The following is a 13,759-nucleotide window of genomic DNA, read 5'->3' as shown; positions in this document are numbered from 1 at the left end:
CAGGCGATGGGCGCGCCCAGCGACGATCTCACCGTTCGCATCACCACCCACCCGGCGACCATCTGGTTCATCCGGAACGTGGCGTCCCGCCTCGACCCCTGGGTCTTCCGCGCCACGAACGGGCGATTCTTCTCGATGGGCAAGCCCGACATGCCCATGGTCACGCTGCTCACGCGGGGCCGGCGCAGCGGTCGCATCCGTCCGGTGCATCTCGCGTCGATCCAGCACGAGGGACACGCCCACGTCGTGGCCAGTGCGATGGGACAGGAGCGGCACCCGGGCTGGCGCTACAACCTCGAGGCGCATCCGGAAGTCGAGGTCCAGGCCGCCGGGGAGCGCTACACCGCGCGCGCCGAAGTGCTGACGGATGCGGAGAAGAGCGCGATGTGGGACCTCGTGTGTGCGTTGATCCCACAGATCCGGATCTACGAACAGCGGACGGACCGCAACATTCGCCTGTTCCGCTTGCGGCGCGTCGCACCGGAGTCGGATCGCGCCGCTGGGGTCGGAGCCGCGTGATAGGGTAGGGCGGTCGCCCGCGCGCCGGCCTCCGCCGGCGCTGGGGCCGAAGGAGACAAGGGTGCAGGGTTTGCGCGGGATTCGCGTTCTCGATTTCAGTGACCGCGTCGCAGGGGCCTACGTCACGAAGCTGTTGGCCGACGCCTACGCGGACGTCGTCAAGATCGAGCCCGAGGCGGGCGATCCGCTGCGGAGCTGGACGGCCAGCCACCAGGACCTCGCCGGTGAAGACGGCGCGCTCTTCCAGTTCCTCTCGTGCTCGAAGCGTTCGGTGGTCGGCGCGCCCGACTCGGCGGAAGTGCAGGAACTCGTCGCGGGTGCCGATCTCGTCGTCGAGACCCACGCTCCGGGAACCTTCCCGGGCCTAGACTGGTCCGAGCGCTACCCGGGCCTGGTGGTGCTGTCGATCACGCCCTTCGGGCAGGAGGGGCCCTACGCCAATCGCCCCGCATCGGATCTCACGATCCAGGCCGAGAGCGGTGGCATCTCGTCGCGCGGGTTGGTGACACAGCCGCCGGTCCAGAGTGGCGGGCGCATCACCGACTGGATCGCGGGCACCTACGCAGCGGTCGCCGCCCTGGCGGCGGTGCGTGGGGCGCGCGAGACCGGCCAGGGTGAGTTCATCGACTTCTCCCTCGCCGAGGTCACGAACATCGGGTCGACGATCTACGTGGACCTGCTGAACAGCCTGCTCGGCCGCCCCGAAGTGGTGGAGCCCGCGCGCTCGGTCGAGCTCCCTTCCATCGAGCCCACCCGCGACGGCTGGGTCGGCTTCAATACCAACACGCGCCAGCAGTTCAGCGATTTCTGTCTGCTCATCGAACGGCCCGAGGTGGCCGAGAGCCCGGACGAGTGGTGGCAGGTCCCGACGCGGATGGCGCGCATGGACGAGTGGAACGAGATCGTCCGCGCGTTCACCACCCAGCACACGACCGAGGAGATCGTCGAGCGCGCGGCCCTGCTGCGCATTCCCGTCGCCCCCGTGTGCACGGGCGAGATGGTGCTCGAGCACCCGCACTTCAAGGCGCGCGGCAACCACGTCCCGAACCCGCGCAGTGGCTTCCTCCAGCCGGCGCCGAGCTACCAGATGAACGGCGAGCGCCCGCGTCCGCCCGAGCCGCCGCCGCGGCTCGGGGAGCACACGGGCACGATCGAGTCCCACGCGCGTCCGCATCCGAAGGGCACGGCACCCGGCAAGGCGGCGAAGCCCCAGCTGCCGCTGGAGGGGCTCCGGATCCTCGACGCTACGGCCTGGTGGGCCGGCCCGTCGGCCTGTCAGATGCTGGCCTTCCTCGGTGCCGACGTGATCCGCCTGGAGGCCTGCTCGAAGCCCGACGGCATGCGGATGGCCGGCGGCATGTTCATCTCGCAGCCCGAATGGTGGGAACGCTCCCACGTCACCCTGGCGGCGAATACGACGAAGCGCGGTGTCACGCTCGACCTCGCGAAGCCCGAGGGCCTGGCACTCTGCAAGCAGCTGCTCGGTGAGGTCGACGTGTTCGTCGACAACTTCTCGCCCCGGGTGGTCGACGGTTTCGGCCTCGATTGGGACGCGGTGCACGCTCTCAACCCGCGCCTGATCCAGGTGCGCATGCCGGCTTTCGGGTTGTCCGGGCCCTGGCGCGACCACGTGGGCTTCGCCCAGACGATGGAGCAGATCTCCGGACTGGCCTGGATGACCGGCCACGTCGACGACCAGCCCCGCATCCCCCGCGGCCCGTGCGATCCACTCGCCGGCATGCACGCTGCCTACGCCATCCTCGTCGCGCTGGCCGAGCGCGAACACACGGGCGAGGGGCAGCTCCTCGAGTGCACGATGGTCGAGGGCGCACTGAACGCGGCCGCCGAGGTCGCGATCGAGTGGTCGGCCTACGGCGTGCGGCTGGAGCGCGCCGGCAATCGCGGCCCGGAGGGGGCACCTCAGAATCTCTACGCGTGCGAAGGCCACGAGCAGTGGATGGCCTTGACGATCGCGACCGACGCCCAGTGGCAGTCGTTCTGCGAGGCGATGGGCCAGCCGGCCTGGTGTCGCGACGCCGCGCTCGACACGGCTGCGGGGCGGCGCGCGCGTCACGACGAGATCGACAAGGGCATCGCGGCCTGGGCCCGCGAGCAGCCCCTGCACGAGACCGTCGAGCGTCTGTGCGCGGCGGGCATTCCGGCGGGTGTGGTCGTCCAGGCCATGCGGTCGAGCGAGCATCCCCAGTTCAAGGCCCGCGGCTTCTACGAAGACATCGACCACCCGGTGGCGGGCACGCACCCACTCACCGGGCCGCCTTTCCGCTTCGCGAGCGTGGAGCACTGGCATCGCGGGGCGACCCCGACGATGGGGCAACACAACCGCGAGGTACTCGGTGCCCTCGGCGTCGACGACGAGCGCCTCGCCGCGCTCGCGGCCGCGGGTGTGATCGGGACCAAGCCGGTGGGGCTCTAGGTGTCGAGCTCCGAGGAGCGGCGCGCCCAGGGAGCCGAGGTCTTCTCGAAGCTGGGGGGCGGCGCCGAGCCCGGCGCCGCGCTGGTGGAGGCACTCGAGGGCCTGGGTGCGCTCGGCCAGATCGCCGTGCAACAGGGGGCCGGCGCCCTGTGGACGCGAACGGAGCTGTCGCGCCGAGATCGCAGTCTGATCGTGATCGCGGCGCTGACCGGGCTCGGACGCGAACGGGAGCTCCGCCAACACCTGATCGGCGGCTTGACCCATGGTTTGGAACGCAGCGAGATCGACGAGGTCTTCGTGCAGGTCGCCGCATACGCGGGCATGCCCTGCGGTCTCGGCGGTGCGGTCCAGTTCGCCGGGGTGCTCGGCGAACGCGACGGAGGCGCGCGCCACGACACGCCGTCGTGCCTGGCCGCGCGCTCGGAAGCCGATCGCCGCAGTGCCGGCCTGGACGTGTTGAGCACGTTGCTCGGGATCCCCGGCGCGGACATGCAGGCCCCGGCCGATGCCACCGTCGCACAGCTCGGAGAGATGGGTCGCTGGGTGCTCGACTACGCCTTCGGAGACGTCTGGTCGCGCCCGCAGCTGACGCGTCGCGACCGCAGCCTGGTGGTCGTCGCGTTGCTGACGGCGCTGAACCTCACCCATGAGCTCGAGATCCACCTGGGAGGTGCGCTCAATCACGGCGTGACCCCTGAGGAGCTCGACGAAGTGATGCTCACGATGGTGATCTACGCGGGCTTCCCCCGCGCCATCGACGGGAAGCACCTGCTCGACAAGGTGATGGCCGCTCGCGGGGCCGCTTCCTGAGGCGGCGTTCGTTGGGCTGGGGCAGAGCCGCGGTGACGCTCGCGGCGCTGGCGTTCCCGGGCTGCGTCGTGGACCTCGGTCCGTTCTCGCTTTCCGCGTCCGAGGGCAGGGTGGTCGACGCGGACAGCGGTGCGCCGATCGCGGGTGCCGAAGTTTTCGAGTGGCACCGCGGCGTCGGGAGCAGCGATGCGGCGCAGCCCGTCTACGTGGCGCGCTGGACGACAACGGATGCCGACGGGCGATTCACGCTTCCGCAGCGCTGCGCGCCGAGTGCGCGCATGTGGATCTGGAAGACCTATCCCCCGGACTACGCCTTCTACCACCCCGACTACGGACTGCAGCGGGGGGCACGGCAGGCGGTCGGCGCAGCCGAGCGCGACGCGGGCTGGCAGCTGCTGGGTTCCCGTGCCCGAAGCGAAGCCGCGCGACGCGATCTCGCGCCTTACTGCCGAGGGGAATACGACGACGCCGGCGCGCGACATCTCGCGGCGATCGCCTGCGACGCGGAGCAGCCGCGGCGATCCGCGCCCTGAACGGACGCAGCCGGCCCACGAATCGAACTGACGCCCAGTCACTTCGGCACTCGCAAGTATCTCTCCAGGCTCCTGTTTTTCTTGATTCTTCTCGACGCGCTCCCATAGCCTGAGGGCATGCGGTCCACCGCTCACGTGGGCGAGATTGTTCGCCAAACGGGGCGCGAACGGGGAGGGAAACGCATGGCCCGGTACACGGTACGGTTCTCGAGAAGCACCTGGATCGGTTTCGCCTTGATGGCAGTGTTGTCCTTTGGCGCTCCGGCGTTCGCCGGTGTGGGCGGGGACGACGCGGGTACCTGCGTGGGCGCCTGTGGAGGTGCGGGCGCGGGGAACAACGGAAACAGCTGCTACTGCGACGCCCAGTGCGCGAGCTTCGGGGATTGCTGCGCGGACTACGAGCCGGTGTGCAACGGGAACACGGGCTGCACGCCGAACTCGGGCGGTCGCTACATCCTCCACGTCGGAGGCATGTGCTCCCAGGGTTGGAACGACGCGCTCGCCAACAAGTCGGGCTACACGAGCATCGACGTCAAGGCGGTGCAGACCAACCACAGTGGCCTGGCGGATGGCAGCCATACCGTCGGTGTCTACCTCGACAGCTGCTGCACCGGCTCGAACCTGTGCTACGTGGTCAACTACAGCGGTGGTGACAACGTGGTGGGACACCGTCTCGCCAACTCGAACACCAACTACAACATCCACTGGGTCGGGACGTCCGCGGGCGCCGGCGGTGGCAGCGAGCTGTCCGGGAACCTCTTCGCCGACATCTTCGGTCCCTGCGACTACGCCGGGCACCTCGGCACGAGTGAGGCCCGGAACTCCTACAACCACAACGACACGAACGGCGAGACCGTCTATCACATCGGGGGCTACGACGGCTGGTGGTACTCGTCGTGGTTGCTGCCGGGCGAGGACGACGGCGCGGTGGCCTTCCACTCGGCCGGGGCGGTGACGAGCACGACATCGACCAGCAGCATGTGCACGGCGCCGAAGTACACGGGCCATGTGCCGGCCTGGACCTGCTCCGGGTACAACCTCGATCACTTCGAGATCAAGCGGAAGTTCATCACCAACCTGGGTTGGTGATCGCGCGATCGTGAGCCCGCGACGTCGAATCCTGCTGGGTTTGCTGGGACTCGTCGTCGCGGGCGTCCTCGCGGTGTGGGCGCTCGGGCGCGCGCCGGCCTCGGAGGGAGAGCCGACGGTGGCTGCGGCGCCGCCGCCGGCCGAAGCCCCCGCGCCGGGCGCACCGGAGGGGGAGGCTGCCGCCGCAGGTCCGCTTCCGCCGGCCGTCGAGCGCTACCTGGCCGCGACGGTCTATCCGCCCACCTCGGGTGCCCTCGCCGATACCGCGGTCGATCTGCTCGAGCCGAACCGGCGCTACGAGCGGATGCGTCCGGTCCCGGGCGCCCAGGGGACGGGGCACGAGTTCCTCTGGACGGCCGATCGCTACCGCTACACCAGCGATCAGACCGTCCGCGCGCGCTTCGAAGCGCTCGATGGAGGCCAGCCCGCCGAGATCCGCGTGCTCAGTGCCTTCGCCCAAGCCGAAGGGCGGGGCGGACCGCTGGGGAGCCCGGTGGCGATGACCTTCCGGGCGGAGGCCGACGCGCGCACCGCCGATCTCGAGCTGGAGCGCGTCTTCGCCGATCACCACGGACCGGTGCGCCTGGTCGCGCGCTATGCGCTCGGGGAAGAACCGCCCCAGGAAGAGACGATCCGCATCTTCGTCACACCGGCTGATCGGGTTCCCGCGGAGTTCACCGGACGCTTCGGGGAGGCGGCGACGCCCGAAGGGCTGGTCGTTCGGGTGGGTGTCGATGTCTTCGAGCCGGGTTTCTACCGGATCGATGCGAACCTTCTCGACGCAGGGGGAGAGCCCTTGGCCTGGGGCGTCTTCAAGGGCGACCTCGAGGCGGGGCCGGCCCAGGTGCCGCTCCGATTCTTCGGCAAGGTGCTCGTCGACCGCGGACGCGCGGGGCCGTACCGCGTCGCGCAGCTGCGCGGCTACCTGTTTCGCGACGGGAGCTATCCCGATCGCCTGGAGATGCGCCCCTACCCCGGCATCTTCGAGACCCAGGGGTGGTCGTTGGCCGCCTTCTCCGACGCCGAGTGGGACAGCCCCGAGCGCCGTCGCATGGTCGAACTGCTGCTCGAGGACGAGCGCCGCGGCATCGGCCTCGACGTGCCCGGTGCTCCGGCGGGTCTCGCGCCGGCCCCGGCACCCGCCGACTCCGGCGCCGCGCCTCCGCCGAACTGAACCCGCACGCGCGCGACGCGCAATCGGCGTTCGCGGCGCCTTGCTTTCGACGTCGCTGCGCTCGCGCGACACTGAACCCGCGCCCCGCATCCTTCGAGAGGAATTCCCATGTCTCCGTCCGCGATCTTTGCCCCGGTCTTCGCCACGATGGGGCTCACCTTCGTCGTCTGGACGTACATGTACGTGCGTCGCATCCACTTCCTCCAGTCGGCCGAGATCCCGCCCGAAGACCTCATCCGACCGGGCGGACTCGCCGCGCTCTCGCCCGCGGCGGTCAACAATCCGTCGGAGAACCTGAAGAACCTCTTCGAGATGCCGGTGCTCTTCTACACCGTCGCGCTCGTGGCCTTCGCGCTGGACCGGGTCGACGGCGTGATGCTCTTCCTGTCCTGGGTCTTCGTGGCATTTCGCGCACTCCACAGCGTCGTCCACTGCACGGTGAACATCGTGATGCTCCGCTTCGGGCTCTACCTCGTCTCGAGCCTGGCGCTGTGGGGAGCGGTGGCCTGGCTCGCGTGGAGCGCCTACGCGACGTCGGCCTAGGCCGACGTGGGCCTGGTGTTGCGCTGATCCAGGAGCGCCCGGATCTCGCGATGGCGCGCGCGGTCGAGCCGGTAGCGGGCGAGGAAGACCAGGGCGATGACCGCCAGGACGCCGATGCCGGGCCCGTAGAGGATGCCCAGCGCGAGTGAGGTCGCTTCGGAGACGTCCTCCGGCGCCGCCTGGGTCGGAAACTCGATCCAATCGAGGCCGACGCCGCCGAGGAAGGTGCCGAGCCCCGACGTCGACTTCGCGGCAAAGGAGAGAGCGGCGAAGAAGATGCCCTCCTGGCGGACGCCGTGGGTGAGTTCGTGCTCGTCGGCGACGTCGGCCATCATCGAGCCGGCCAACACCAGCCCAGCGGACGCACCAAAGGCGGCACCGACCGCCGTTGCGATCAAGATGGCGAGGTACACGGCGCTCTCGGGCTCCGGAAAGAACCCGACGATGCGCGCGACCGGCGGACCGAGCACGCAGGCACTGAAGCCCGCCACGCCGATCAAGAACGCGGGGCGCTTGTCGTAGCGCCGGGCGGCCCAGGTCCAGAACGGCACGCCCACCAGCAGACCGGGCAGGGCGGCGGCACCGATCGCGAAGATCTCGTCGGCGTCGAGTCGCCAGAAGTAGGTGAACATGTGGACGCCGAGCACCTCCTGGAGCCCGCGCATCACGTAGAAGACCGTGATTCCCAGGCAGAACGCGCGAAACGAGGCGTTCGAGAACGCTCGGCGGTAGTCGCTCCAGAACTGTCGGGCCGAAAAGCGGGCGATGTCGCGCGCGGGCTGGGGAAGCCGCGGAATCTGATCGTGGGTGCCCCAGGCCGAGAGCAGCACCGTCACCGCCATCACCGCGCCGAAGCAGAGCCCGAAGGCCGGGTAGGCCGCCGCGTTCAGCTGCCCCACCGGGTGTTCCGCGGAGGGCGCGAAGAAGACGAGCCACGCGCCGGCGACGACCCCCACCACGCCGGTCAGCGAAAAGGCGGTTCGGGTAGCGGCGATCAGCGTGCGCTCTTCGTAGTCGTCGGAGAGCTCGGCGCCTAGCGCGAGGTGGGGGACATGGAAGAGCGTCATCGACGCGCGCACGGCGATGGTGAAACAGAGCAACCACGCGAAGAGCGCGCCCTCCCCGAGGCCCGCGGGCGGACGGAAGAGCAGGGTGAAGCTCACCCCCAACGGCAGCGCCGCCGCGTAGAGGAAGGGGTGGCGTCGTCCCCACCGGTGTCGCAAGCGATCGGAGAGCGAACCGACCAGGGGGTCGGTCACGGCATCGAAGGCCGTGGCGAGGAACAGCGCGAAGCCGGCCAGGGTGCCGGGGAGCCCGAGCACCTGGCTGTAGAAGAACAGCAGGAAGAGGTTGAACGCGGTGTTCTTCGTGCCTTCCGCCAGCTGTCCCAGACCGAAGGCGAGCCGGGTGCGGAGCGGGACCGGAACGCGTTCGGTCATGGGGGGCGACGACGAAGGGGGGCGGAGTCGCGGGCCCTAGGGGTTCATGGGGCGCAGGTAGATCTCCGTGCGGCGGTTCTTCGCGCGTCCCTCGGGCGTGTCGTTCGATTCGAGAGGGGCGTAGGGCCCCCGCGACGTGGCGCGCAGGCGGGCCGGATCGACGCCGTTGTCGGCGAGGAGTCGAACCACGCTCGAGGCGCGGGCGGCGGCGAGCTCCCAGTTGGTGGGGTAGCGATTCTTGAGCGCGCCCGAGATCTTGATGTTGTCCGTATGGCCTTCGACCGTGACCAGGCTCTTGTCGTCGATCTGGCTGGCCACCTTCTCGAGCAGGGTCTTCCCCGCCGCGTTCAGCCGCGCCGAACCCGAGGGAAAGAGCAGCTCGTCCGAGACATTCAACTGCACGCCGTCGCGCAGCTGCTGGACCTGGATCTGCCCGGCTTCGACCTCGCCCTGGAGCTCGCGGATCAGGTCGTCGTAGCCACCTTTCTGGGTCTCGGCTTCGACCTTCGTGGCGGCGAGTTCGTCGCGGAGCCCCTGATTCGCGGCCTGGGCCTCTTCGAGCTGGACCCGCAGGGTGTCGCGCGAGGCGCGAGCGTCGTCGCGCTCGCCGAGCACGAGATCGTGGGTTCCCTGGGTGACGCAGCCCACCGAGAGCGCGGCGGTCAGGACAGCGAGCAGGATGACGACGGTGCGTCGGGCCATGGTGGGGTTTCCTCCCGGGTGATCTACTGCCGCCACGGGTCGCTCCGGGCGGGGCGCCGGGAGCATACCCGAGGGTCCTGCTACGCGGGAGCGCCGAACGGGGCTAGAACGCGCCGAGTGCACCCCGCACGATCATCACGATCAACACCAGCCACGACAGCGCGAAGAGCGCGAAGCGGATGTTCACGATGTCGACCGTGGCCTGCACCAGCGAGTGGGCGATGCGGATGGCGACGAACGCCCAGGCGCACGCGACGTGGATCGTGTCCTGGAGGTCGAGCACCGCCAACGTGATCACCACCGCGTAGAACAGCGTGGGCTGCTCGAAGAGGTGGTTGTAGTTGTTGGAGATCCGCGTGATCTCGGTGGGCAGCATGTCGATCAGACGCGCGGTGTCGCGGGCTTCCTGGGCGTCGATGCCCGCGCTGGCCATGGCGGGGATACGCGTGGCGAGCATCCAGAGGAGCATCACCACCGTCCAGGCGGCGAGGGTGAACACGGGCTGAAGCAGGGCACTGGGTTCCATCGGGTCCTCTCGTGTGGGAAACGGAATCCGCTCGGGGGCGCAGTCTACTCCACGGCGTGTTGGGCAGGGGACGCTGCGCGCCACGCGGCCTTCAGGTCGCGACTCGTGGCGCGGCTCCCATCGTGACTCCAACCCGGCGGACCGAAGAGATACCCCCAGCGTTCGCGCAGCCCGATCCCGGGCTGGAGCGCGTCGCGGAACAGAGAAGCCCACTCCTGATAGGCGACCCGGAGCGGGTTGAAGCTTCCCAACGGGTGCACGATGCCGTAGCGCACCGGCTCGGTGGGCTCCTCCGGCACGAAGCTCCCGAACCAGCGGTCCCAGAAGATGAAGACGCCGGCGTAGTTGGCGTCGAGGTAGCGCGGGTTCACCCCGTGGTGGACGCGATGGTGGGAAGGCGTGTTGAAGACGGCCTCGAACCAGCGGGGCAGGCGATCGATGGCCTCGGTGTGGATCCAGAACTGATAGATCAGGTTCAGTCCGCCGACGAAGGCAACGACTCCTGGGTGGAAGCCGAGGAGCACGGGGGGGATCTTGAGTACGAACAGGCCCGAGATCGTCCAGGTCTGACGCAGGGCCGTGCTGAGGTTGTAGTGCTCGCTCGAATGGTGGACGACGTGACTCGCCCAGAAGAAGCGGCTCTCGTGTCCGAAGCGGTGGACCCAGTAGTAGCGGAGGTCATCGAGGACGAAGCAGACGGCGATGCTCGCGACGGTGATCGGCACATCGAAGAGCCGCCACGCGTAACAGGCGAAGAGAACCGCCTGGGTGAGCGCGGTGAAGGCGACGCCCCACACGACGCTGCCGGCGCCCATCGTCACGCTCGTGACCGCGTCGCGGGTTTCGAAGCGCCCGCGGAATCGACCGAGGGAGATGCCGACGAACTCGACGGCCAGCGCGATCAGGTAGAACGGCGCTGCCAGTACGGAGACATCCGGCAACTCGAAGGTGTCGGGCGACATCGGGCTCCGTTCTGGGCTTCGCGGGCGGGCTCAGTCCGAGCTGCCCGGCGAGAGCATCTGACCCGGGCGCGCCCCGGTATGGCGCCCGGCCTCGAAGGTGGCTTCGCCCGCGGCCAGGGTGAGGCGCACCGGCGCCGGATCGCGGGTCCAGCGCCAGGTATGACCCCCGTGACCGTCCGGGACATCCGAGATCTTGTACTTCTCGCGGCGCTCGACCTCGGCGAGGTCGAAGACCGTGAGGTCGGCGTGGTTGCCGGGGGCGACGATGCCGCGTTCGCGCAGGCCGAAGTGGTCGGCGAGCTTCCCGGTCTGGACGTGCACGGCTTCTTCGACGCGCAGGGATTCGGTGCCGCGCACGAAGTCGGTGAAGAGCAGGAGGTTGTCTCCGGCTCCGCAGAACATCTGGCCGTGGGCGCCCGCGTCACTGATGTTGCCCACGGAGTACGGGTCGCGGAGCAGCCGCAGCACGGTGTCCTGGTCCTTCTCCCAGGGCGGCATCGTGACGGTGGACTGCACGCCGTTGGCGAGAAACCACTCGGCGAGGGCATCCGAGGGGTGGACGCCGAGCTCGTCCGCGTACTCGCCGAGAGAGATGCCGAGGGGTCCGACTTCGGTCGCCGAGTTGTCGAGCAGGATCGGCCGCGGGTTCCGGAAGGGCGCCGTGGGAAGGCACTTCTCGTCCCAGGAGTGACGTGCGCGCTCCCGCCAGTCGGCATCCCCCAGCACGGCGCGCTTTGCATCTTCGGTCTCCGCCGTGACCACCTCGTGCCAGACCGCGTCTCCGGACTGGGCGAAGAGCAGGGAGTGCTCGACACTCGCGACCGTCGTGATGGGGACATGGGCATAGCCCGTCCAGAAGTCGCGACCCTCGTCGGCGAAGCGCTCGTGCAGCTCCAGGAGCGGCTGCTGGAGGCCGTAGTCCTTCTGCCATTGCAGGGTCGGCACGCCGGCCCATTGCACCCGCACCGGCAGGTCGTTCGCGAGGCGGGCGAGCCGTTCCATCGACGCTCCGGCGGTCATCCGCATGATGCTGTCGACCACCACCTGGAAGCTGGCTCCCGGGTGACGCGCGACGACTTCGAGGAGCATGCGCAGCTCGGCGTCGTCGGCGTGGAGAGACGGGACGGGACGGTCGGCGCCGTCGTGGTCCATCAGGTTGGTGGAGACGCCAAGCGCGCCCGCGGCGAGCGCGTCCTCGAGGAGCGCGGCCATCCGCTCGATCTCCGAGCGGTCGGCCGGCCGCTTCCAGGCGTCGAGCCCGAGGACCGCGAGGCGCAGGGCGATGTGTCCGACGAAGGCCGCGTAGTGCGTCGGAACCCGCGCCTGCTCCTCGAGCGACGTGCAGTACTCGGACCAGCGCGACCAGTTCCACGGAAGCTCGTCGTGGAATGGCGCCTCGGGGATGTCCTCGAAGAAGGAGAAGATCTTCACGACCTCGGAGCGCACGCGAGGATCGTCGTGCAGCGGGGCCAGCGCGAAACCGCAGTTCCCCATCACCACGGTCGTCACGCCGCAGCCCGGCAGCGGAGCCAGGTCGGGTTGCCACCACATCGTGCCGTCGAAGTGGGTGTGACTCTCGATGAAGCCCGGAGCCACGAATGCGCCACGGGCGTCGTGGACCCGGTCCGCGCCGTGATCGGCGAGGGCGGGCCCCACCTCGACGATGCGCCCGTCGCGCACCCGCACATCCGCCGCGCGCGGCGGGGCGCCGGAGCCGTCGACGAGGGTGCCGCCGCGAATCAGCCAGCCCGAACCCATCCGATTCTCCTATCGCGCCTTGCCATCGCGCGGCGCCGGGGGGCATGGTACCGAGTCTCTCGAAGCGTTTCGCTCGCTCGGTTGGTCAAGGAGTCTTGTCTTGGGGAACGTTCGACAGCCCACCACCTGCATCGTGGGCGCGGGCATGTCCGGGATGCTGATGGCGATCCGTCTGCAGCAGCGCGGGATGCCGTTCACGATCCTCGAGAAGGCCGAGGCGGTGGGAGGTACGTGGCGCGAGAACTCCTACCCGGGGCTGTCGTGCGACGTCCCATCGTTCTTCTACGCCTACTCCTTCGAGCCGAATCTCGATTGGTCGCATCGCTTCTCGCCCGGCGCCGAGATTCGTGCCTACTTCGAAGAGATCGCGCGCAAGTACGACCTCGCGAAACACACGCGGTTCGGCACGACGGTGCGCGCCGCCTGTTTCGAGAACGGGCGTTGGCGGGTCGAGACCGATGTGGGGCCGCCGGTGGAGGCCGACGTGCTCGTCGACGCCAGCGGACCGCTGCACATCAAGAATGTTCCGCCGATTCCCGGGCTCGAACGCTTCGGGGGAGCCTGCTTTCACTCCGCCGACTGGGACCACGACGTGCCGCTCGCAGGGAAGCGTATCGGGGTGATCGGCAACGGCTCGTCGGGCGTGCAGATGATGGCGCCTTTGTCCGAACAGGCGTCGCACCTGACGCTCTTCCAGCGGACGGCCCAGTGGATCTTCCCGATGGGCAACAAGCGCTACTCCGACCGCGAGCGCAGCTGGACGCGGCGCTTGCCGATCCTCGCCCACCTGACGCGCGCCGTGTACAAGCGGATCTTCGATCACGCGTCGGTCGGCGTCACGAAAGACGGCTTCTGGCGCAAGCAGATGAGCCAGGGCTGCCGCGATCATCTCGAAACCGTGAGCGACCCGGAGCTGCGCCGGAAGCTGACGCCCGACCACGAGCCGGGCTGCAAGCGCTTGATCCTGTCGACGAGCTTCTATCCGACGCTCGAGAAGCCGCACGTCGACCTCGTCGCCGAGGGCATCGAGCGCGTCGACGAGACGGGCGTCGTGACCCGCGATGGACGCCACCACCCCCTCGACGTGTTAGTCCTCGCGACGGGCTTTCGCCCGCACGACTGGGGCATTGGCGAGGTGCGCGGGATCGGCGGCCGCAGCCTCGAAGAAGCGTGGCGCGCGGGACCGCGGACCTATCGATCGATCACGATTCCCGGATTCCCGAACTACTTCATGATCGTCGGTCCGAACGCGCCAATCGGGAACATTTCG

The 13,759-nt window shown here is 69.2% G+C and carries 13 protein-coding genes; 8 read left to right on the top strand and 5 right to left on the bottom strand.

What is annotated here, in order from left to right; genetic code table 11:
- Window positions 1-6 precede the first annotated feature (6 nt).
- The 7 genes from AAF430_17325 to AAF430_17295 all read left to right on the top strand — a co-directional run bounded on the left by AAF430_17325 (window position 7) and on the right by AAF430_17295 (window position 7,102).
- Window positions 7-519 (top strand): nitroreductase family deazaflavin-dependent oxidoreductase, encoded by a 513-nt coding sequence (locus AAF430_17325; protein MEM7411992.1) that lies wholly within the window; start codon window positions 7-9, stop codon window positions 517-519.
- 61 nt (window positions 520-580) lie between these two features.
- On the top strand, window positions 581-2,953 hold the full coding sequence (locus tag AAF430_17320) for a CoA transferase (protein MEM7411991.1): 2,373 nt from the start codon (window positions 581-583) through the stop codon (window positions 2,951-2,953).
- Window positions 2,954-3,763, top strand: coding sequence for a carboxymuconolactone decarboxylase family protein (locus AAF430_17315; GenBank protein MEM7411990.1), 810 nt, complete (start codon window positions 2,954-2,956; stop codon window positions 3,761-3,763). It abuts the gene before it with no gap.
- 11 nt (window positions 3,764-3,774) lie between these two features.
- The gene (locus AAF430_17310; GenBank protein MEM7411989.1) at window positions 3,775-4,296 is read left to right on the top strand and encodes a carboxypeptidase-like regulatory domain-containing protein; all 522 of its coding nucleotides are present in this window, start codon (window positions 3,775-3,777) and stop codon (window positions 4,294-4,296) included.
- A gap of 183 nt (window positions 4,297-4,479) precedes the next feature.
- Window positions 4,480-5,385 (top strand): hypothetical protein, encoded by a 906-nt coding sequence (locus tag AAF430_17305; GenBank protein MEM7411988.1) that lies wholly within the window; start codon window positions 4,480-4,482, stop codon window positions 5,383-5,385.
- Between the two features lie 10 nt (window positions 5,386-5,395).
- On the top strand, window positions 5,396-6,559 hold the full coding sequence (locus AAF430_17300) for a hypothetical protein (GenBank protein MEM7411987.1): 1,164 nt from the start codon (window positions 5,396-5,398) through the stop codon (window positions 6,557-6,559).
- Between the two features lie 108 nt (window positions 6,560-6,667).
- Complete coding sequence (locus AAF430_17295; protein MEM7411986.1) at window positions 6,668-7,102, top strand: MAPEG family protein; 435 nt, start codon at window positions 6,668-6,670, stop codon at window positions 7,100-7,102.
- Here AAF430_17295 and AAF430_17290 read toward each other — a convergent pair.
- The 5 genes from AAF430_17290 to AAF430_17270 all read right to left on the bottom strand — a co-directional run bounded on the left by AAF430_17290 (window position 7,099) and on the right by AAF430_17270 (window position 12,489).
- Window positions 7,099-8,541, bottom strand: a complete 1,443-nt coding sequence (locus AAF430_17290; protein MEM7411985.1) for an MFS transporter — start codon at window positions 8,539-8,541, stop codon at window positions 7,099-7,101. The genes AAF430_17295 and AAF430_17290 overlap by 4 nt on opposite strands.
- Before the next feature lie 36 nt (window positions 8,542-8,577).
- Window positions 8,578-9,243 carry an OmpA family protein gene (locus AAF430_17285; protein MEM7411984.1) on the bottom strand — a complete coding sequence of 222 codons (666 nt, stop codon included), beginning with the start codon at window positions 9,241-9,243 and terminating at the stop codon, window positions 8,578-8,580.
- Window positions 9,244-9,346: 103 nt separating this feature from the next.
- Window positions 9,347-9,769 carry an MAPEG family protein gene (locus AAF430_17280; GenBank protein ID MEM7411983.1) on the bottom strand — a complete coding sequence of 141 codons (423 nt, stop codon included), beginning with the start codon at window positions 9,767-9,769 and terminating at the stop codon, window positions 9,347-9,349.
- Between the two features lie 44 nt (window positions 9,770-9,813).
- The gene (locus AAF430_17275) at window positions 9,814-10,731 is read right to left on the bottom strand and encodes a sterol desaturase family protein (GenBank protein ID MEM7411982.1); all 918 of its coding nucleotides are present in this window, start codon (window positions 10,729-10,731) and stop codon (window positions 9,814-9,816) included.
- Between the two features lie 30 nt (window positions 10,732-10,761).
- Window positions 10,762-12,489 carry an amidohydrolase family protein gene (locus tag AAF430_17270; GenBank protein MEM7411981.1) on the bottom strand — a complete coding sequence of 576 codons (1,728 nt, stop codon included), beginning with the start codon at window positions 12,487-12,489 and terminating at the stop codon, window positions 10,762-10,764.
- Between the two features lie 100 nt (window positions 12,490-12,589).
- Here AAF430_17270 and AAF430_17265 point away from each other — a divergent pair.
- On the top strand, window positions 12,590-13,759 hold a 1,170-nt coding region (locus tag AAF430_17265), incomplete at its 3' end, for an NAD(P)/FAD-dependent oxidoreductase (GenBank protein MEM7411980.1).

The sequence above is a fragment of the Myxococcota bacterium genome, assembly GCA_039030075.1.
Lineage (GTDB): Bacteria > Myxococcota_A > UBA9160 > UBA9160 > SMWR01 > JAHEJV01.
This window is presented reverse-complemented; position numbering and strand designations above follow the sequence as displayed.